At 64.5% G+C, this 20,655-nt stretch carries 17 protein-coding genes, 2 pseudogenes and 1 other annotated feature; of the genes and pseudogenes, 5 read left to right on the forward strand and 14 right to left on the reverse strand.

Going from position 1 to position 20,655, the window contains the following annotated elements; genetic code table 11:
* Positions 1-349: 349 nt before the first annotated feature.
* A pseudogene (locus VL973_RS14320) lies at positions 350-609 on the forward strand (IS5/IS1182 family transposase); the annotation flags it as partial.
* A 96-nt stretch (positions 610-705) separates the two neighbouring features.
* On the opposite strand, the gene VL973_RS02430 reads toward VL973_RS14320, so the two are convergent.
* Positions 706-2,025 carry an HlyD family type I secretion periplasmic adaptor subunit gene (locus tag VL973_RS02430; protein WP_325282442.1) on the reverse strand — a complete coding sequence of 440 codons (1,320 nt, stop codon included), beginning with the start codon at positions 2,023-2,025 and terminating at the stop codon, positions 706-708.
* Positions 2,026-2,029: 4 nt separating this feature from the next.
* The gene (locus tag VL973_RS02435) at positions 2,030-2,383 is read right to left on the reverse strand and encodes an ATP-binding cassette domain-containing protein (protein WP_325282443.1); all 354 of its coding nucleotides are present in this window, start codon (positions 2,381-2,383) and stop codon (positions 2,030-2,032) included.
* An 11-nt stretch (positions 2,384-2,394) separates the two neighbouring features.
* Between VL973_RS02435 and VL973_RS02440 the strand changes: the two are divergent.
* Positions 2,395-2,679, forward strand: a pseudogene (locus VL973_RS02440) (MFS transporter); the annotation flags it as partial.
* A 184-nt stretch (positions 2,680-2,863) separates the two neighbouring features.
* Here VL973_RS02440 and VL973_RS02445 read toward each other — a convergent pair.
* The 4 genes from VL973_RS02445 to VL973_RS02460 all read right to left on the reverse strand — a co-directional run bounded on the left by VL973_RS02445 (position 2,864) and on the right by VL973_RS02460 (position 9,292).
* Entirely contained in the window at positions 2,864-5,623 is a 2,760-nt protein-coding gene (locus tag VL973_RS02445) for a TonB-dependent receptor (RefSeq protein WP_325282444.1), read from the reverse strand.
* A 338-nt stretch (positions 5,624-5,961) separates the two neighbouring features.
* Entirely contained in the window at positions 5,962-6,813 is an 852-nt protein-coding gene (locus VL973_RS02450) for a universal stress protein (RefSeq protein ID WP_325282445.1), read from the reverse strand.
* Positions 6,814-6,826: 13 nt separating this feature from the next.
* The gene (locus tag VL973_RS02455; protein WP_325282446.1) at positions 6,827-8,311 is read right to left on the reverse strand and encodes a SulP family inorganic anion transporter; all 1,485 of its coding nucleotides are present in this window, start codon (positions 8,309-8,311) and stop codon (positions 6,827-6,829) included.
* Between the two features lie 93 nt (positions 8,312-8,404).
* Positions 8,405-8,459: a sequence feature (sul1 is cis-regulatory element that is thought to sense ions involved in sulfur or methionine metabolism; They are found in Alphaproteobacteria), on the reverse strand.
* Between the two features lie 107 nt (positions 8,460-8,566).
* On the reverse strand, positions 8,567-9,292 hold the full coding sequence (locus VL973_RS02460; protein WP_325282447.1) for an SDR family oxidoreductase: 726 nt from the start codon (positions 9,290-9,292) through the stop codon (positions 8,567-8,569).
* Between the two features lie 146 nt (positions 9,293-9,438).
* Between VL973_RS02460 and VL973_RS02465 the strand changes: the two genes are divergently transcribed.
* Positions 9,439-10,335, forward strand: a complete 897-nt coding sequence (locus VL973_RS02465) for an AraC family transcriptional regulator (RefSeq protein ID WP_325282448.1) — start codon at positions 9,439-9,441, stop codon at positions 10,333-10,335.
* Positions 10,336-10,342: 7 nt separating this feature from the next.
* On the opposite strand, the gene VL973_RS02470 is transcribed toward VL973_RS02465, so the two are convergent.
* A complete protein-coding gene (locus VL973_RS02470; RefSeq protein ID WP_325282449.1) occupies positions 10,343-11,074 on the reverse strand; it encodes a class I SAM-dependent methyltransferase in 732 nt (243 codons plus the stop codon).
* A gap of 238 nt (positions 11,075-11,312) precedes the next feature.
* Between VL973_RS02470 and VL973_RS02475 the strand changes: the two genes are divergently transcribed.
* Both VL973_RS02475 and VL973_RS02480 read left to right on the forward strand, forming a co-directional pair.
* Entirely contained in the window at positions 11,313-12,164 is an 852-nt protein-coding gene (locus VL973_RS02475; protein ID WP_325282450.1) for a DUF2306 domain-containing protein, read from the forward strand.
* Between the two features lie 81 nt (positions 12,165-12,245).
* Positions 12,246-13,847 carry a methyltransferase regulatory domain-containing protein gene (locus VL973_RS02480; RefSeq protein WP_325282451.1) on the forward strand — a complete coding sequence of 534 codons (1,602 nt, stop codon included), beginning with the start codon at positions 12,246-12,248 and terminating at the stop codon, positions 13,845-13,847.
* A gap of 22 nt (positions 13,848-13,869) precedes the next feature.
* Here the strand turns inward: VL973_RS02480 and VL973_RS02485 are convergent, their stop codons facing one another.
* The 7 genes from VL973_RS02485 to VL973_RS02515 form a co-directional block, all read right to left on the reverse strand.
* The gene (locus VL973_RS02485) at positions 13,870-16,032 is read right to left on the reverse strand and encodes a xanthine dehydrogenase family protein molybdopterin-binding subunit (protein WP_325282452.1); all 2,163 of its coding nucleotides are present in this window, start codon (positions 16,030-16,032) and stop codon (positions 13,870-13,872) included.
* Positions 16,033-16,060: 28 nt separating this feature from the next.
* On the reverse strand, positions 16,061-16,723 hold the full coding sequence (locus tag VL973_RS02490; RefSeq protein ID WP_325282453.1) for an Isoquinoline 1-oxidoreductase subunit: 663 nt from the start codon (positions 16,721-16,723) through the stop codon (positions 16,061-16,063).
* A complete protein-coding gene (locus VL973_RS02495) occupies positions 16,720-17,190 on the reverse strand; it encodes a (2Fe-2S)-binding protein (RefSeq protein ID WP_325282454.1) in 471 nt (156 codons plus the stop codon). Before VL973_RS02495 ends, VL973_RS02490 begins: the two co-directional genes overlap by 4 nt.
* A 108-nt stretch (positions 17,191-17,298) precedes the next feature.
* Positions 17,299-17,907, reverse strand: coding sequence for a class I SAM-dependent methyltransferase (locus VL973_RS02500; protein ID WP_325282455.1), 609 nt, complete (start codon positions 17,905-17,907; stop codon positions 17,299-17,301).
* Positions 17,904-18,371, reverse strand: a complete 468-nt coding sequence (locus VL973_RS02505; protein ID WP_325282456.1) for a DUF2147 domain-containing protein — start codon at positions 18,369-18,371, stop codon at positions 17,904-17,906. The genes VL973_RS02500 and VL973_RS02505 overlap by 4 nt, the downstream gene beginning before the upstream one ends.
* Positions 18,372-18,396: 25 nt before the next feature.
* Entirely contained in the window at positions 18,397-19,320 is a 924-nt protein-coding gene (locus tag VL973_RS02510) for an SDR family oxidoreductase (protein ID WP_325282457.1), read from the reverse strand.
* A gap of 126 nt (positions 19,321-19,446) precedes the next feature.
* The gene (locus tag VL973_RS02515) at positions 19,447-20,382 is read right to left on the reverse strand and encodes an AraC family transcriptional regulator (RefSeq protein ID WP_325282458.1); all 936 of its coding nucleotides are present in this window, start codon (positions 20,380-20,382) and stop codon (positions 19,447-19,449) included.
* Positions 20,383-20,655 lie beyond the last annotated feature (273 nt).

Below are 20,655 nucleotides of genomic sequence, written 5' to 3' on the forward strand. Positions count from 1 at the left end.
GCCGTAGCCCACTAGGACGCATTATTTCCCAAACACCTGATGGTATTTCCAATGGTATCGCGAAGCGGTGCGCGGTTAATTGCGTTTGATTACAGAGAGTTATGGACACCATCTCGCTTCCGCAGGGGTCACCAAAACGTCAGTTCATGGCATCCCACCTCGATTACCTTTGCGACGGCGCGAAGATGCGCCAGGGCAAGTTCGAGAATGGAAAGGGCGATAGTCGGCGGCCGCGAACGGCCTAAACCAGGCCTATTCTGTTGAAAAGGTCGGCCTTGAAGTCGTGCTGAGGGTCTGATTCACTCGTCGCAGGTGATCGCAGATGGGCGAACAAGGTCTGTCGTCTTAAGCAGTCGGCCGTGCGGTCGCTGAGTATCTGGACCTGCTCGACGATGCCGCGTTCGGTGGCTCGACGCCCGTTAACCTCCAAGCGGATCAACCTCCGATCCCGCGTCGCGCTGAACCGCAACGACCCGCGAGCGCTGAACCGCAACGACCCGCGAGGCGGCCTTCTGTGCCTATGGCTCCAACTATCTGGTCAGCCTCGATCACTCGGCGATCGTAAATGACGAGGCCACCACCTCGGCGCGGCAGATTAAAGCGACTTCCATTCCGGCTTATGTGTCGCCGATATCTGGTGCATTACTATCTGTGCCAAGGTGAGGATGCGATCCGGTGGTAGACCCGGTAGACATGTCTGCTGGCCTAATCCTCCCGAAATGCACGGGCGAACGCGTCGCCGAGCGGCGCGAGAAGGTAATCCGCCAGTGTACGAGAATGGGTTTCGATCGTGGCCGTGACTGGAAGGCCGGGCTGAAGACGCACGCCTTGTTCAACCAGCGCTTCGGGATCGCTAACGACGATCTGGGCACGATAATATTGGCCCGACCGTTCCGTTATCGGCGCGGGCGACAACGTCGTCACGCGACCGTCGACGCTGCCATGAGTGCGCGGATTGACACTGGTGAAGCGAAGCTTCGTCGTCTGCCCGACGCGGACATCGTCGATATCCTGTGGCCGAATACGGGCCTCGACGATCAGTGTCCTTCGATCGGGAACGACTTGCATCAACGTCGTTCCGCCGCCCACGACCGATCCCTGCCCCACGGCGGCCAGACCCGATACACGGCCCGACACGGGCGTCCGAAGCTCTGCAAGCGAAGCGTCGTAGCGGCGGAGCCGCAGCGCCGGACCAAGCTGCGCCAGTTGCGCCTCCACCTGGCCAAGCTCGGTCACCACTTGCGCCATCTGGCTCTCGCCGATCCGTGCCTGTTCGAGCCGGCTCTTCGCGATGCCGGCACTGCCGGTCACGGTTTGCGTCTCAAGCTCCGTGGCGGTGCGTTCAAGTGCTCGAACCTGTGTGCGACGAGCATAGCCCTTTTTGTAAAGTCCGCGCATCACGGCCAGTTCGTCCCGCACCAGTGCCAACTGGCGCTGTGCGCCGGTACGCGTCGCGACGGCGGCATCCGAATCGGCGGCGGCCATGCCGCGTTCGGCCGCGCGGATCTCGCGATATCGGCGAAAGAGCGCATCCTCCGCGGCAATCGCCGAAGCGGTCGCCGGTTGGTCGGCCCGTTCAGCCAAGCCTGCGGGATAAGCGATCGCGGCGGCATCATCGCGCTGGGCGATCAGCCGCGCCTGCCTGGCCAACAGCGCGTCGCGTTTCGCCTGTGCCTGCTCAAGCGCGGCTTCAGAACGGACGCCATTGAGTTCGACCAGCGCCTGCCCAGCCTTGACCCATTGCCCTTCCTTGACATGCAACCGAGTGACGACCCCCCTTGTGGGCGGCTGAATGACGATACGGTCGCCGCTTGTCGTCACCTCGCCCGGCGCCACCGCCGCGCCAGAAATCGGCGCGAGGAATGCGAATGCCACCAGTGCGCCGAAAAACAGGCCTGCAACGATCAGCCCGGCGCGCACGATGTGGCGCGCGTCGTCCAGCGGTCGGGCCTTTGCCGGTTCCCATAGTGCAAAAGCCTTGCCGCCCGGCGCCGCACCGCCCGAATGCATAAAGTCGAGTTTCATCGTGTCACCCCACCGGCGCTTCGGCGATTGACCGGACAAGATCGGTTCGCACCTTGCGGAACACGCGCGCGCGCGGACCGTCGAGCTGTAGTCGGCCTTTGTCGATCACCACCACCCGGTCGACATGCGCGACCGGATTGAGGCGATGTGCGATCAGCAGGATCGTTGACCCCTGCCGCTTCAGATATTGAAGCGTCCGCGCCAGCGCCTCCTCGCCATCCTGATCGAGATGGGCGTTGGGTTCGTCCAGCACGAGCAACTTCGGGCTACCGAACATGGCGCGGGCCAGTCCGATGCGCTGGCGCTGACCGCCGGACAGGCCCGAGCCGCCTTCGTCGACTCGCGTTTCATAGCGCAACGCTTTGACTGGTTCTGGGCGCTGTGTGGCTTGTCGCCTGATGGTCGACCTATCGCCGCCCGAACGATCACAAGCGGGGGGCGCGGCCGAACTGGCCTGAATCGAACAGGACCCGGCCGATCCGGTCACGCCGATCGCGTGGCGCCGGTTGCTGGGCGTGCGCGAAACCTGGGCCTATGCGCTGGGCAAGTTCTTTATCGACCCCATCTGGTAGTTCTTCCTGTTCTGGTTGCCTGGCTATCTGGGGCGACCGCTATGGCCTTGACCTGCTCAGCTTTGGGCCGCCGCTGGTGGCGAGTTGCCGCGCCGGCGATCATATAACGACGCACGATTGTCACGATGCCGACGACCGATGGACCGATGCATCAGCCGGTCGACCGTGCCGAGTCACCGATCAAGAAACGGATTGAACCGTCACTCCGTCATTTCAGGCAAAGCGTTGCGCGCGGATCGTTCTTGCACGCGCGCAACGCCCGTCATTCAGAACTTGACGCGGACTCCGAAATTATAACGCGCGCCCGTTTCCTCGAGCAACAGGTAGCGTTCTTCGATCGCGGACCATTCATCGACCTTCTGATTGGTCACGTTCACGCCCTGCACATAGACCTGGAAGTTGTTGGTGATATCGTAGCCGAGGTTGAAGTCGAGTTGGCCATAGGCCGACCGGTTGCGCGGGCGGCCCTGGCTTGACCGGCACGAACGCAGATAGTCGGAGCGCCAGTTATACGATACGCGCGCCGATATGCCGAACTTTTCGTAAAAGGCGCTGCCATTGGCCGAATGCGGCGAAAGGCCGTTATAGCCACAATCATAATCCGCCAGCGTCTGATCGCGCTCCACCGTGCTGTCGACATAGGTGTAATTGCCGGCGACGCCAAAGCCGGACGCGAAACCGGGCAACCAGTCAAACGCATATTGCCCGCCGATTTCGATGCCCCGGATATAACCGGTCTGACCGTTGCGCGTGCGCGTATCCTGGAACGTGCGGCCAAAGCGCACCACGGGCAGCGTCTGAAGCTCGAGGAAGTTGCTCAGGTCCTTGTAGAATCCGCCGATGCTCACATAGCTGACCTGCGACAGATACCATTCGAGCGACAGGTCGTAGTTGGTCGACCGGAACGGCAGCAGATTGGGGTTGCCGCCCGACGACATCGGCACCGAAATACGCCCGCCAAAATCATTGTTGACGCCCAGGTCTGTAAGTGTCGGCCGGGTTACCGTCTGCGAGAAGGCAGCACGCGCAATCAGCTTGTCGGTGATGTTATACTTGATGTTCGCCGATGGCAGCGCGTTGATATAGCTGTTGCGGACCGAGATCGCCGTTGCCGGGCCATATGTATATTGCAGCGTATCGTCGCCGGGCGTGTTGGTGATGCTGGTGACAGGCGTATCGAAGCCTGAAGAGATCAAGTCGGTCTGAATCACCCGGACGCCGAAGCTGCCCGCCCAGTTGTCGCCGCCGAATTGCATGGCGATATAGCCCGCGGTCAGCTTTTCCTGAACATTGACCGTCCCGCGAAGCTGTTCGCGAACCGCGAACGGTCCGCCGGGCAGCGCCAGCAATTGCTGCGCGAACGCAGCCTGCTCCTCGGGCGTGCGGCCGTTCGAGGGGATCATCAGTGTCGCCGGATCGTTGAGATAGGCGATCATGGCGTCGGCATCGAATTCGAACAGTGACGGCGGAATGCTGTCGCCCGTCCCCAGCAAATCGCCCCAGGCATAGTCCTGCAACAGACCCTGGGCGATCGGCACCTGATACCCGCAATAGGTGCAGTTCGCATCGCTGTTGTTGAACGACCGATTGACCTTGCGCCGTTCGGTATAGGACCCGCCGATCAGCACCGATTTGAGAATGGAATCCTGAACATCATATTTGGTATCGAAGTGAAACTCGGACCCACGGTCACGCGACGTGTTGCGGTCGACCGCCATATAATGCAGCCGCATCAAATCGGGATCGTTGATGATGGCATTGTCGAACGAGATGCTCGGCAACCCTTGTCCGCCGTCCAGTTGGAACTGATAGCTGTATGGCAGCAGTGCACCGATGACGAGATATTGGTTCGGCGACGCGCGGTTCGCACCCGTCATCGACGCGTCGAACCTCAATTCGACATCATCGGTGGGATTCCACTTGATGTTTCCGCCGATCTGATAGCTGTCGGACTGTCGGTTCGTCGTGTTGTAAACGTGATCGATTTTCGCGTTCAGGCCGTTATTGGTCAATCGATCGCGGTTATCTTCAACGAATTGCGGATATTGATTGACGAAATCGCCACCGATCATGCCCAGGCTGGTTGCCGTGCCATTTTCGTTGAACGTTGGCTCGAAATAGGGCGCCGCCAGAAAGTTATCCATCCTGCGGACAACGCCCGACACGTCGAACTTCGAATATATGCCGTCAACGGTGATTTCCAGATTGTCGGTCGGCCGGAATTGAAGCGATCCGGCGACGTTGATCCGCTCCCGCTCTTCCTGCACCCGCTGGTAATAGAGGCTCTGGGGCACGTTGACGTTGCCTTCTTGCGGGTATCGCGGATCGGTGCCCGTGATTAGCGATGGCTGGCCGTCGACCATGGAGATGATGTCCGGCCGGCCGTTGATCCATCCGTCGACCGCGATCTGATCGGCCTGATTCATGCGCTTGGTATACGAACCGGACAGCACCGCGCCGAAGGTCTTGTCGGGATTGGTCCATGACACGACCGCCGACGCATCCGGCCCGACGCTTTCCCGCATCGTGTCGTAAATGCCGCCGACGGAGGCCGACAAGTGGAACCCCTCGCGCTGGTCGAGCGGGCGCGCGGTGACGATGTTGACGGTCGCGCCGATCCCGCCTTCCTGCAATTGGGGCACGCTGGATTTGAACACGTCGGTGCGCTGGATCATGTTCGACGACAGCACGTCGAAGGAAAATTCGCGGCCCGGATTGTCGGTCGCCATGATACGACCGTTGACCAGCACGGAATTGAACTCCGGCCCAAGGCCACGAACCGTGATGAACTGCCCCTCGCCGCCCGACCGGTCGATGGCGACGCCCGTGATACGCTGGAGCGATTCAGAGATGTTGGCGTCGGGAAACTTGCCGACGTCCTCGGCCGAGATGCTGTCGACGATCTGCTGCGCCTCACGCTTGACGCGGGCCGAATTGGCAAGGCTGCTGCGAATGCCGGTAACAACGATGTCGTCGGCGGGGGGACCGGCCGGTTCGACCTGCGCCGCAACGGGTGGGTCCTGCAAGGTCGTTGGCGCTTGAGAAGCGCCCGGTGCCGATGCATCCTGTGCAAATGCCGGAACAGCAGCCAGCATCGTACCAACCAGCAAACCCACTCTATAGTGGCGCATCCTATCCTCCCCGATATGATGCGGACTTATTTGTCCGCTAAATACAATTTATTTGAATAAAGAGGTGCTTACAACGGGGTTTCGGTTATGGACGTTATTCAACCTACCCCGTAAACGCCACGGCACGCCCTCGAGTTGTGCGGGCTGGTCCACCCGAACGCCCCTGATCTGCCAGCAAAGCTCACGCACCGATCGTCCGGATCAACGTCGGTGCCTGGTCGCTCGCCGCGTCCTCACCGCACCAGCAGCACCGGCACCTTTACCGTGCGGATCATCGCCGTCGTCGTGCTGCCGACGATCAGCGTGCGGATCGGCGAATGGCCATAGGCACCCATCATCAGCATCGCGCCCGGCGTGTCGGCCACGACATCGGCAATCACCTGTTCAGGCTTTCCCTTTCGCAGGGTCATCGTGACCGCGCGGGACCCGCCCAGTCGGGTCGCGGCATCGTCCAGCGCGCGTCGATGCGGATCATCGTCGCTGCCCGCCATCACGATATGGACGGACATCCCCGCGAACAGCGGCGAGTCGAGCAGCCGCCCCAGCGCCCGCTCCGCCGCCGGGCTGGCGTCATAGGCAAGGACGACCGTTCGCGGCGTATCGACGGCACGGCTGGCGACGAGGATCGGTCGGCTGCTGGCCCGCACCACGCGCTCGATCTTGGACCCGATATGATCGGTCGCGAATTCGTGGCCGGCGCCGCGTTTGCCCATCACAATGACGCGGGCATCGGCCTCACGTTCCAGAATCGTCTCGACGATGCCGCCATGCCGATGGAGCGGACGCACATCGCCCGCCCCCACCGCGCGCAGCCGGGCTTCCGCGGCCTTGAGCAACGCACGCCCGCGTTCGACCTGCAGCCGGGCGTCGGTTTCCTCCAGCCGCACCAGTTCTTCCATCAGGTCGGTCCTGGCGCCCAGGCCGATTGCGCCCGACAGGTCGCCGCGCGCGGCAACTGCTTCCTTGCGCTGGACGACGTGCAGCAATTCGACGGGTATTTGCAACCGACCGGCGGCCCATGCCGCCAGATCGCAGACGCTGTTGGCATAGCTCGACGCGTCGATGCAGGCGAGGATGTTCTGCATGGTCCTGCTCCTGTCAGTGTCCGCCAGGCTGGGCTTCGGCGCCCGGCTTGTCATGGATCGCAAAGCGCTCAACCATCGACGCGCTGGCTTCGTTCAGCCCGACGACATCGACCGCGGTGCCTTCGCGCCGAAACCTGAGGATCGCCTTGTCGAGCGTGCCGATCGCGCTGATGTCCCAGAAATGCGCGTGAGTGACATCGATGACGACGCGGTCCAGCACTTCGCGGAAATCGAACGAATCGGCGAACTGGTCGGACGAGGCAAAGAACACCTGCCCCGCGATCGTGTAGGTTCGCGTCGCGCCGTCGGGCGACAATGCCGAGCGGACGACGAACATCCGCTTGACCTTGCTGGCAAAGAACAGGCCCGACAGGATGACGCCCGCCAGCACGCCGCGCGCCAGGTCATGCGTCCACACCGTGATGACAACGGTCGCGAGCATGACGACCGACGATTGCCACGGATGATGGCGAATGTCGCGGATCGAGCGCCAGCTGAACGTGCCGATCGACACCATCACCATGACCGCGACCAGCGCCGCCATGGGAATGATCGCGACCAGCGAGCCGAGCACGAGCAGCAGGAACATCAGGAACAGGCCCGCCACCATCGTCGACAGCCGCGTCAGCCCGCCCGACTTCACGTTGATGACCGATTGTCCGATCATCGCGCAACCGCCCATGCCGCCCAGAAAGCCGGTGAAGAAATTGGCGATGCCCTGCCCCTTCATCTCGCGCTGCTTGTTTGACGGGGTGTCGGTCAGGTCGTCGACGATCTGCGCCGTCATCATCGATTCAAGCAGCCCGACCGCCGCCATCGTCAGCGAATAGGGCAGGATGATCCGCACCGTCTCCAGCGTCGGCGGCACGTCGGGGATCAGCCATCCGGGCAGTGACGAGGGCAACTCACCCATGTCACCGACCGTCCGCACATCATATCCCATCGCCCAGACCAGCACCGTCAGCACGATGATGGCGATCAGCGGCGACGGCACCGCTCTCGTCAGGCGCGGAAACAGGTAGATGATGCCCAGCGCCGCCGCGACCAGCACATAGGTCAGCGGGGTTACGTTGGTCAGTTCGGGCAACTGCGCCATGAAGATCAGGATCGCCAGCGCGTTGACGAACCCGGTGATGACCGATCGCGAGACATATTGCATGAGCAAATGCAGGCGCAGGAACCCGGCCGCGACCTGAAAAACGCCCATCAGGACGGTGGCGGCGAACAGATATTCGACGCCGTGATCGCGCACCAGCGGCACCACCAGCACGGCGACTGCCGCCGTCGCGGCGGAAATCATGGCGGGCCGCCCGCCCACCAGCGCGATGATGACCGCGATCGAGAAAGAGGCATACAGGCCGACACGCGGATCGACGCCCGCGATGATCGAAAACCCGATCGCTTCCGGGATCAGCGCGAGCGCGACGACGATCCCCGCGAGGATATCGCCACGCGGGTTGGACAGCCATTCGCGTCTCAGCGAAGCTATGGTTGGCATGGAGTGACCTTGAGATTTCAAACGGCACGGGCCGCGCCACGCACTTCGCAACGGAACACATTGCGGTGGCGGCGGTTCGCCGTCGTGCCAGAAGGTTATCCCGGGGATAGGCGCCGGGCCGAGCCACCCGGTAAGCCCCGGGTCCGGCGGATGCGCGGCCCTTAATCGAGTTCGGTCACTGCCGCAAGGGCGAACAAAAACGCCCCGCCGTTCCGGGCGGGGCGCTTCGTCGTGCGGATCGCAACTGACCGCTGATTACATATCGGCGGCGGTCGGGCGCACGACGATCTCGTTCACGTCGACGCCGTCGGGCTGTTCCAGCGCGAAGCGGATCGCGCGCGCGATCGCGTCGGGGCGCAGCGATTTGCGCCGCCACCCCTCCAACGCGCCGGCAACCTGCGGATCGGTGATGTCATGGCCCAGTTCCGTATCGGTCACGCCCGGCGAGATGACGGTGGAGCGGATTTCGTCATGTTCCTGGCGCAGCCCCTCGCTGATCGCCCAGACGGCATATTTGGTGCCGCAATAGACCGCTCCGGTCGGCACCACCAAGTGTGCGCCAACCGACGCCACGTTGACGACATGACCGTTCTTCTGCGCGATGAAACGCGGCAGCACCGCGGCAATGCCGTTGAGGACGCCGTGAATGTTGACGTCGACCATCCGCTTCCACTCGTCGCGCTTCAGTGCGGCGAGCGGCGACAGCGGCATGACGCCGGCATTGTTGACCAGCGCGTCGACGCGCCCGAACCGGGCCTCCGCCGCGTCGACAAAAGCATCGAAATCGGCGCTGTCGGTCACGTCCAGCGTGCGCCAGCCGACATTGCTGCCCAGTTCATCGGCCAGCGCCGCCAGCCGCTCACCGCGCCGCGCACCGACGAACAGCCGCGCACCCGCCGCCGCCAGTTCGCGCGCCGCCGCTTCGCCGATACCGCTCGATGCGCCGGTGATGAGCACAACCTTTTCATTCAGGTTCGTCATGGTCGTTCCTTTCGGTTGAATTGCCACGCCGAAATGGCGCTCCCGCGATTTCGGCGGTAGCGCGATCGTCCAGATTGGTTGCACGATCCTCCCAAATCAGCCGGTCGTGCTTGCAAAGCCGCGCGGTGCGGTGAAACATGCCGACCATGAAAAACATCGCCGAACTCGCGCAATTGATTGCCCGGCACGCACCCGGAAACGGCATATTCCCGACCGGTATGCCGCGATTGTCGGTGATACGCTCCGATCGGACAAGCACCCCCACCCCCGCCGTTTATGAAGCATCGCTTTGCCTGATCGCCCAAGGGTCCAAGCGGGTGTCGCTGGGCAACGACAGCGTCGTTTATGACGCGTCACGCTATCTGATCGTGTCGCTCGACCTGCCGCTGGTGGGCGACATTCTGGAGGCGAGCGCCGGTGCGCCCTATCTGTGTTGCAAGATCGACTTCGATCAGGCGGCGCTGGCCGATCTGTTGATGACGGAAAGCGGCGGCTTGCCCAAACCGGGACTGCCGGTACTCGCGGCATATCCGGGCGATCCCGACCTGATCGACGCGGCGTGCCGGCTGGTCCGCCTGCTCGACCGGCCGGAGACGATTCCCGCGCTGGCCCCGCTGATCGAGCGGGAGGTGCTGTATCGGCTGCTGACCGGCCCGCACGGACCGATGCTGCGCCATGTCGCTGCGTCGGGCAGCCATCTGAACCAGGTATCGCGCGCCATCGCCGCCATCCGCCGCCGCTTCGACACGCGCCTGAGGATCGATGAGATCGCGGCAGAGGCGGGCATGAGCAGTTCCGCCCTGCACGCTCATTTCAAATCGGTCACACGCATGACGCCGCTGGAATATCAGAAACAGCTTCGCTTGCAGGAAGCGCGGCGGCTGATGCTGACGGGCAGCGCCAATGCCGCCAGCGCCGGGTTCGTGGTCGGTTATGAAAGCCCGTCACAATTCAGTCGTGAATATCGCCGCCTGTTCGGTGCGCCGCCGCGACAGGACATCGAACGAATACAGACCGACGCGGGGTATCAGATCGCGGTGTAGTTCGCCGTCAGGGCACCCGCACGGCGCGCCAGCCATCGCCAGTGATGCTGGCATCCTCCACCCGCCCTTCATATCGGCGGTCTCCCTGGCGAAACGACAGCCGGTCGCCGCGCAACATCACCTGATCGAGCACGGTTCCGTCCAGCGTTCCCGTCACCTTCTGATACCGCTGGTCCAGCACCAGCGACGCCGTGCGGCCATCCGCCATCGTCATGGCCCAGCGTCCGCCCGCGACCGCCGGCACGATCCACAGGAACACGCGCCGGCCGTCAACGCTGGTGAAGCCGTCATGCGCCCAGTCGCCCATGTCGAACGCATGGCTGACGACCCGCGCGCCGGGCTTCATTTCATTGAGGATGCGCGGGCGCAGTCGGGCGTTGATTTCGGGCATCAGGTAAAGCGTCAGCACATCGGCATCACGCAGGCGCGTCTCGAAAAGGTTTTCCCGCCGGAAGCTGACACGCGGCGTCAACTCCGCCTCGCGCGCCCGGAAATAGGCGCGCGCGACCAGCCCCGAATCGATGTCCACGCCCATCGCCTCCGCACCCCGACGCCCGGCGGCGATCGCGATGCGGCCGTCGCCCGACCCCAGGTCGATCACCCGATCCTCCGGCGTCACCGCCGCCAGATCGAGCATCGCCTCGACCACCGCGTCCGGGCTGGGGACAAAGGGCGCATCGCGTTCCTGTGCGGCGGACGCGGCGGCGATCAGCGTGACGGTCGACAGGGTCAGGAACATGGGCTGCGGGTTCCGGTATTCGGGGAACAGTCGGGATCGTTGAGTCTGACTTGCCCCGAAACGCACATTCGGCGTTAGCCTGATCCTCCAGTTCCTGTGCCCGATTGCGCGATCATGACGATGCCCGCAGCTTTGGGCACGCTTTTCAGGGTTTCGGGCATGGCCTCGCCGCTACCGTGAGCGAAGGTGAGCCGACTCATCCTCGGAGGCAGCAATGGACACGGGACGAACCGGCGTTATGCCGGCGCGAGGCGCAATATCGGTCGCGGGGCGTTCATCGCCCCCCGCCGGCGCGCTTGCGTGGAGCGCGCGGTTGCTGGTCGCGACAAGCTGGATCAGCGGCGCGATCTTTGCGGCCTATATCCTCGCCTTTTTCGGCGGAACGGCTGCGGCTGGTTTAGCGGAGCGCTGGAACGGGTCGCTACCCGGCCTGTTCGATCGCCGCAACCTCATCGCCTCGATCGCGATCGGCCTGCACTTTCTGGCGGGCGGAATCCTGCTGCTGCTCGGCCCGGTGCAACTGATCGGCGCGGTGCGGCGCCGGGCGCCCGCGCTGCACCGCCAACTGGGGCGCGCCTATGTCGTGGCGGCGGCGCTGGCGGGTGTCGGGGGCCTGGCGTTCATCTTCGGCCGGGGCACGATCGGCGGGCCGATCATGGATGTGGGGTTCGGCGTTTATGGCGCATTGATGCTGCTGTGCGCGATCATGGCGTTCAACACGGCGCGCCACCGGCAATATGAACAGCATCGCGCATGGGCGATCCGCCTGTTCGCCCTGACGATCGGCTCGTGGCTTTACCGGATGGAATATGCCTTCTGGTTCCTGGCAGCCGGCGGAATCGGTCATAATCGCGGCCTGAACGGCTGGTTCGACGCGGTGATGGTGTTTTTCTTCTACATCCCCAATCTGGCGGTCGCCGAGCTTTTCATCCGTGCGCTTCGTCGCCGACGCGACCCGCGTTTCGATGCCGGCATCGCTGTGATGGCCACGGCCGCCAGCGTTTTCATCATCGCCGCCACCTGGTCGTTCACCGCGCGGCGCTGGTTGCCGGGCATCGTCGAAGGCGCCGCCGCGTTCGCCGCTGCCTGATCCCGACGCCTGCTTTTCCCCCGAAATCACGGCGCACGCCCGTTCCCGTGCTGCGCCCCAAAAGAGCGTGAGCCAAACAGCATGACATGGTCCGACGGCTATTTCACCGACATCGATTACACCTATGGTTATTATCGCGAACTGAACCCGGCGGTGCTGCGCCTGGCATGTATCGCCGCGAATGTCCGCCCGCCGGACATCGAGGAATGCACCTATCTGGAGCTGGGCTTTGGCCAGGGCGTGTCGATCAACCTCCACGCCGCCGCCGCGCCGGGAAATTACTGGGGCATCGATTTCAATCCCGCCCAGACGCTTCATGCCCAGACGCTGGCGAAGGAATCGGGTGCGCCGGTTTCGCTGCACGACCAGTCCTTTGCCGAGTTCGCCGCGCGTGACGATCTGCCGATGTTCGACGTCATCGTCCTGCACGGCGTCTGGAGCTGGATTTCCGCCGACAACCGGCGCAGTATCATCGACATCATCCGCCGTCGCCTGCGCGTCGGGGGGATCGTCTATCTCAGCTATAATTGCCTGCCCGGTTGGGCCGCGCAGGTTCCGCTGCGGCACCTGATGGCGCGCCATATCGAAATGGCCGCGCCCCGGTCGGCGGACACCGCAGCCAAGATCGACAATGCCCTGGCCTTTGCGCGCGAAATCGCCGCGGGGGGCGCACGCTACTTCACCGAAAACCCCGCGCTCGATCCGTTCATGAAGAATATCGGCACCAGCAACCGCCATTATCTGGCGCATGAATATTTCAACGCCGATTGGGAAATCGGTTATTTCGCCGATGTCGCGGCCGAACTGGAAGCGGCCAAGCTGACCTATGCGGCCCCTGCGCGACTGCTCGACCATCTGCCCGAATACAGTATGCGGGCACAGGACGCCAAGCTGTTGGCAGGCATACGCCATCCATTGATGCGCGAAACGGTGCGCGACTATCTGGTCAACCAGAAGTTTCGCACCGACATCTTCGTCAAGGGCGCCCGCCCGCTGAACGGCGTGGACGCGCGCGGATTGTGGATGGACACCAGCTTCACGCTGACCGTGCCGATGTCGGCGATGAGCTTCAAGCACGCCACGCCCATGGGTGAATTGTCGCTGGACGAAAGCATCTATCGCCCGTTGGTGACGATGCTTGCCGATGACGGCTATCGCGCCAAGAGCGTGGTCGAGATCGCCGAGCGGCTGGGCGCGTTCGATATTCGCGAATTGCTGAGCGGGCTGATGATGCTGTCGGGTCTGGGCGTGGCCCAACCCGCGCGCAAGGCGGGCGAGGCAGAGCGGCGCCAGTGCGACGCGCTGAACCTGTATCTGTGCCACCAGGCGCTGTCATCGGCGGACATTCAGGTGCTTGCCTCCCCTGTGCTGGGCGGCGGCAAGGCGATGCCGCAGGAACATCAACTGGTGGTGATGGCGATCCTTGCCGGGATGCAGACGCCGCAGGAACAGGCGCTGTATCTGGACAGCGTGTTCCAGGCCCATAATCTGAAGCTGCGGCGCGACGGCATCGCCGCTGGGTCGGGACAGGATGCGATCCACGAGTTCGAAGGCATTGCCACGCGATTCCACGCCGATGGCCATGCGGCGCTGCTGCGCGCGCTCTGCATCCTGCCTGCCGAGGGGGACGTTGCGCGCCAACCGGCCCTGACCGCGCTGCACCCGTCGATCACCGCCGCATGACCGCGCGGACCCCGGTCGGCGGTTAGGCGGCGTTGACCGCGTCGTTGCCGCGAAGGAACGGCAACTGGCGCACGGGCTGGCCGGTCAGCGCCAGCATGGCGTTGGCCACCGCCGGCGCGATCGGCGCCACGGCCGGCTCACCCATGCCGGTCGGCCGGTTGGTCGACGGCATGATGTGCGTCTCCACCAGCGGCATCTCGTTCATGCGGACGATGGGATAGCGGTCGAAATTGGTTTCCTGCACGATCCCGTCGCGCAGCGTGACCGCGCCATAGAGCGCCGCCGACAAACCAAAGGCGACACTGCCCTCCATCTGCGCCGCGATCTGGTCGGGTGCGACGGCGATACCGCAATCGACCATCGCCACCACCCGGCGAACGACCGGGCGGCCTGCGTCCAGCCGAACTTCGGCGACTTGGCCGACGACGGTGCCGAACGCCTCGTGCACGGCAAGCCCGCGCGCCCAGCCGGTTTCGATCGGTGCGCGCCAGTCCGCTTTCCGGCAAAGCTGCCGCAACAATTCCAGCCGCCGGGTGGCGCCCGCGCGGCGATACAGCGCCGCACGGTAATCGGCGGGATCGCGGCCGGAGTTTCGCGCCAGTTGGTCGACGATATGCTCCATCGCCATCGCCGTGTGCGAACTGCCAACCGATCGCCAGAAACCTACCGTCACCGGCAGGTCGGGGGTATAGATGCGGGCATCGACCACCGACGCACTGGCGAAATAGGGGGAGCCATGCACCCCTTCGTAGTTGGGAAAGTTACCGCCGAAGGGCACCATCGCCTGCGAGACGATATGGTGCCGCCACGCGCTGGGGAAACCGTCTTCTCCCAGCGCGATCCAGGCGCGGTGATGCGCCATCGGGCGATAGAAGCCGCCGGCCATGTCGTCTTCGCGCGTCCAGATCAGCTTGATCGGGCGGCCCTCCAGCTTCTGTGCGATGCGGACGCTTTCGACCAGATAGTCGGAGGTCATGATCCCGCGCCGCCCGAAGGAGCCGCCGGCGGGCAGCACCTCCAGCTGGACGCGACCGGGAATGGTGTGCGCGGCCAGTGCCCCCTGTATCTGGTCGACCGTCACCAGATGGCTGCCCGATCGGATATGGACATCCCAGCCCTGCACGCGCGCGACACAATCCATCGTCTCCAGCGGCGCATGGGCGAGGTAGGGGAAATCGATGCTCGTCTCGAACAACGGCCCCTGAAACGCGCCTTCGGGGTCGCCGCGTTCCTCGAACGGGTTGGCGTCGATGTCCGAGCGCCCTTGGGCGATGCCGTGAAAATATCGAACCAGTTCGGCCGATGAGCGTTTCTCCGCCGCGCTGTCGTCCCATTCGGCACGGATCGCGTCGCGGCCCTGTTTCGCGGCGAAGCTGTTTTCGGCGACCACCGCCACGCCGGTGGGAATGGCGAACACGTCGACCACACCCTTGATCCGGCGTGCATCGCGGTCATCGAACCGCGCCAGCCGCCCGCCGAAGCGCGGACTGTGCGCGACCATCGCCACCAGCATGTCAGGTATCCGCACATCCTGGGTATAGACGACCTGTCCGGTGCTTTTGGGCAGGCTGTCCTTGCGGCGCACCCGTTCGCTGCCGATCAGGCGGTAATCGCTTGCGGGCTTCAACACCGGTTCACGCGGCGGCGTCTGCTGCGCGGCATCGGCCAGCAACGCGCCGAACCCTGCCGAACGATTCGACGCAGCGTGCGATACCACGCCGTCGCGCAGCGCGATCTGATTGCGCGGCACCTGCCAGCGTAACGCGGCGGCATTCACGAACATTGCGCGCGCCGCCGCCCCGGCCTGTCGCATCAGGTCCCAATTGCCCGCCACCGCGTTCGATCCGGCGGTCATCTGAACCCCATAGGCGCGGAAATTGCCCGGCGCGGCGACCACCCGCACCTTTTCCCAGTCGGCGTCCAGTTCCTCGGCGATCATCGCCGCCATCGCGACATGGATGCCCTGCCCCAGTTCCTGCTGCTTGTTGACGACCGTGACCCAGCCATCGGTATCGATGCGGATAAACGGGCCGAACGCGCTCGGTTCCGGGTCGGGACCGCCCGCCTGCAACAGCGCGCCTGCCACCTGCATGGGGTGCGTTGCGGTATAGCCGACGATCAGCGCCGCTCCTGCCAGCGTCCCGCCAGCGATCATCCGGCGGCGAGTCAGGCGGATGCCGGTCATATCGTCTCTCCTATGGGTCGGCGGGTGCTCAGGCGGGGCATGTCGCGCCCGATGCCAGCCACGCTTCGATCAGCGCGCCGAACTGGGCTTGGGTGCCCGGCGCGGGTTCGCGCGTGCCGCCGGGGTGCCAGGCCCAGCCCACCAGTTCGTCCGCGCGCATATGCTCCAGCAACTGAGCCTGCGTCATGTGCGAGCGCGAGGGATCGAGCAGCTGGCGACAGATCTCACCCAGCGAGCGGCCCTGCCAGGCCTGTTCGGCGGGCGCGAGCGCCCATTTCGGATTGCCGGGAATATTCGCCACGTCGAAATTGGCGGGGCGGTGACAGGTCGTGCAGCGCAATTCCGACGCCCCGCCGCCATCGGGGCCGCGCGTCACGGCGGGCATGTGCGGGCGCATCGCCGCCGTCTGCGTCGGGCGGTCGGTTCGCGGATGACAGTTCAGGCAGCGCGGATGCTGAATGACGCGCCCCGCTTCCTGAAACAACGCGACCGAGCGCGCTTGCGGATCGGCGATATCCGCGAACGCCGATGCCGGGCGCAGCGCGGCTTCCGGCACCGGCGTGGCCGCCACCGCCTCGATCGTCGCGCGCGTTCCCAGCGGTTGCGGCCGCAGCATCCAGACGGCGGCAAAGATCACCAGCGCGATCAGCAGCGCCAGGATCGACCAGCATCCGGGGCGCCAGCGCCTCATGCCTGTCCGCCCCGGATCGCGCGCGCGGCGTCGTGGATCGCGGCCCGGATGCGATTATAGGTGCCGCACCGGCACAGATTGCCGCTCATCGCCATGTCGATCGCGGCATCATCGGGCGCGGGATTGGCGCGCAGCAGTGCCACCGCGCTCATCACCTGCCCCGACTGGCAAAAGCCGCATTGCGGCACGTCGCGCGCGACCCAGGCAGCCTGGACCGCGCTCGCCTCCTGCCCCGAAACGCCCTCGATCGTGGTGACGGCGGCGCCCGCCACAGCTTCGACCGGGACCGAGCAGGATCGCACCGGTTGGTCATCGACATGCACGGTGCACGCCCCGCACTGCGCGATGCCGCAGCCATATTTGGGACCGGTCAATGCCAGCGTGTCGCGCAGGACCCACAAAAGCGGCGTCTGCCCGTCATCCTCGACCCGGTAGTCGCGACCGTTCACGGAAAAGGAGACTGCCATATCGGGGTTCCGGTCATTCTGCGATTGTTCCGACCCACCCTATCGACCGGACGGGTTGCACCAAACGCCCATTCCTTCGGGAATTCTGCCCGATCCTGCAAATGCCGGTCAGCGCCTTGCCACGCGATAGACTCGCGCGGGCGGCAGGTTGCGCCACACGGTGCCGACCCGCTCGGCGGTCAGGCCCAGGCGATCGAGCACCATGTCAGGGACCGAGCATCGCCGGCCATAGGTGAACAGATACAGCGCACCGTCGATCCGCATCCGGACAAATGCCGCGCCGACGATCGCCTCGATCTGGGCGGCGTCCATGTTGCGAAGGCCAAGCCCGCAGACCACGGCGCCATAGCCGCCGGGCGGGCTTTCGGACCCGGCCAGCGCGGCGGCATCGGCGCACAGCACCGTCGCCGCTGGATGACGAAGCCGCAGCAGGCGGGCAAAGTCGTCATTGTATTCGACCAGCGTCAAGTCATGCTCTGCGACCCCGCGTTCGATCAGCGCACGCGTGAACGGGCCAGTGCCCGGTCCCAGTTCGGCAACGGGTCCGGTCTGCGCGTCGATTGCCCGCGTGATGAGCGCCGCCAGCCGCCGGCCGGACGGCGCGATGGCCGCCGTCGCCGCCGGATCGCGAAGCCAGGCAAGCGCGAACCGCAACCGGTCGGGCAATGCCCGTCGCCGCGTCTCGCGCGACGGCGCGCACGCGATGCCCGACATCATCGCGCGACGCGCCGGAAATGCACGGTGCGGCCCAGCATCGGCGTGCCCATATAAGCGCGCATCGACAGCTTTGCGCCGTCCAGCGACAGCCGGGCCGAAGCGGTACGGCCCGATACGGGGTCATAGACCGATCCGCCTTCCCAACGCTGGTCGGCGGCATCCCATTGCAGGTCCTTGAGGAACACGATGCCCTTCAGCGAGCGCGAACGCAGCGCCGGGTCCGGGTTCTTTTCATCGCGGCGAAACGTCTGGCCATCGGCCTCGACCAGGCGGTTGTTGCGAATGACGCGCGCGGCATAGGTGCCGCCGGCATTGAATATCTCGAACATGGCGCTGTTGTCCTCGGCCTGCCAGGTGCCGACGATCGCGTCGGGACCGGGCGTCTGCGCCATGATGATCGACGGGGCGGCCACGATGGCGACGGCCACGGCGGCGTGAAGCGATGCGATGCCCGCATTGAACATGATATCTATCCTCTCAAAAATGGGTTCAGCGCGCCGCGTCGAACGAAATGCGGGCCATCGCTTCGGAAACCGCCCACAGCCGGGCACAGGCCTGCTGATCGGTCGCGGGCGCCGGAACCCGCGCGGGCACCGGATATCCGCGCGTTTCGCCCAGCCTGTCCGGCCCGTAATAGCCGCCGCCCTGGGCCCGTGGCGACGTTGCCGCGAACAGGCCGGGCAATGCACCTTGCTCCGCCGGCTGAAACAGGAACGGCAGCAACGACCGCAACCGCCCATGAATGCTGTTGCGACCGGGACCGTTGTGCAGCAGGTCGGTGCGCGAAATCCCCGGATGCGCCGCCATGCTGCGGACGCCCCAGCCACCGGCGACACTGCGCCGATCAAGCTCGAACGCGAACATCAGGCAGGCGAGCTTGGACTGGCTGTAGACGGGCATGGGTTTATAGCCCTGCTCGGCATTCAGGTCGTCGAAATCGATCGCGCCGCCGCGCGCCGCCACGCTGGAAATCGTCACGACCCGCGCCGCTTTGGCAAGGCGCAGCAGCGGCATGAGATGCGCGGTCAGCGCGAAATGGCCCAGATAATTGGTGCCGAACTGAAGCTCGAAACCATCGGCCGTGGTCTTGCGAACCGGCGGGACCATGACGCCGGCATTGTTGATAAGGCCGTCAATCGCCTCACCGCGCGCCGCCATGCCCCCGGCGAACGCGGCGATCGAAGCCAGGTCGGCAAGGTCGAGCAACTCGAACCGCACGACCGCGGCCGGCACCGCGGCGGCGATGCACTTGACCGCGTCCGCGCCCTTGCCCGGATCGCGGCCCGCAACGATCACCTCGGCCCCGGCCAGCGCCAGCGCCTGAGCGGTTTCGAACCCCAGCCCGCCGGTGCCGGTCACGACAAAGCGACGGCCCGATTGTGCGGGAATGTCGGCACGGGTCCAACGGGACATGGCAGCGAACCTTTCCGGCGGCCGATATGTGGCGCCTGTGGCAGCCAGACATATCGACCTTGCCGAACCGCTCCATGCCCGAAGCCGCGACTTATCTGCCCGATCCTCCAGACCGGGCGCGCGGCATCACCGCTGACCCACCGCCATCAGCGCTTTGTAGTTCATGACGTCCCGCTTGGGCGCGCTGCCGAATGCGCGCGAATATTCGCGGCTGAACTGCGACGCGCTTTCATAGCCGACCTGATAGGCCGCCTCCGACACGTTCGCCGCTTCGCTGACCATCAGCCGCCGTGCCTCCAGCAGCCGCAACTGCTTTTGATACTGAACCGGCGTCATCGACGTCATCGCCTTGAAATGATGGTGGAACGACGATGCGCTCATCCGCGCGGCTTCTGCCAGTTCCTCGACGCGCAGCGTGCGGTTGAAGTTTTCACGCAACAGACAGATTGCGCGCGCGATCCGTTCGGTATGCGTCTCCGGCAGCGCGAGCTTGGCGATCTTGTGCCCATAAGGACCCGTCAGAAGCCAGTAGCACAGCTCGCGCATGGCCGATGGATACAGCATCGCCGCCGCATCGGGCGCCTGGGCCAGCCGCACAAAGCGCATCATGCAGTCGGCCAGCGGCGCGTCCACCTGTCCGACGAACGCGCAACTGTCGGAAAGCGGGCCGGGACGCTGGGGTGCGGGCAATTGCTGCAACACCTCGCGCAGCACGCTGACATCGATCTCGATATTGATGCCGGTGAACGGATCCTCGTGCGTCGCGCCGACCATCCAGCCCTTGGCCGGCAATTCGAGGCTGACGATCAGGCATTCCATCACGCCGTAATGCAGCGTCGTGTCGCCGAACAGGATCTCCTTGGCGCCGTTCAGCACCACGCACAGCGACGGCTTGTACATGCGCCGGATCGGCATGACTTCCTGGAAGGCGCGCATGATGTGCACGCCGTCCATCGTCGTCGAGAAATGCCCCTGCCCGCCGCCGCGCGATTCGATGAAGTCTTCGACCGCCGCCAGCAGCGGCGCAGGCGAAACCCGCGCCGGATCGGACTTTTGGGCCAATTGCCCTCCGCCTGGAGGAAAAGGCAAGATTTTTGCGGTATCCAGCATTCTGATCATATCATGATCCCTCTAGCTTGATGATGCCAGATCAAACCGAGTTCGTGAAGGATCGCAGATCAGCCCAATATGTCAATACAATAAACATGCCGATCGGCATCATCGCCGAAATCGCGATATGTAGAATAGAATGATATACTTTATTCTGTGCGTATTGCTGAATGATAACGCCGTTTAATTCGACGGTCTCCCGGCTGTTGTTCGATGTGAATACTA

The organism is Sphingomonas sp., assembly GCF_035490575.1.
GTDB lineage: Bacteria > Pseudomonadota > Alphaproteobacteria > Sphingomonadales > Sphingomonadaceae > Sphingomonas.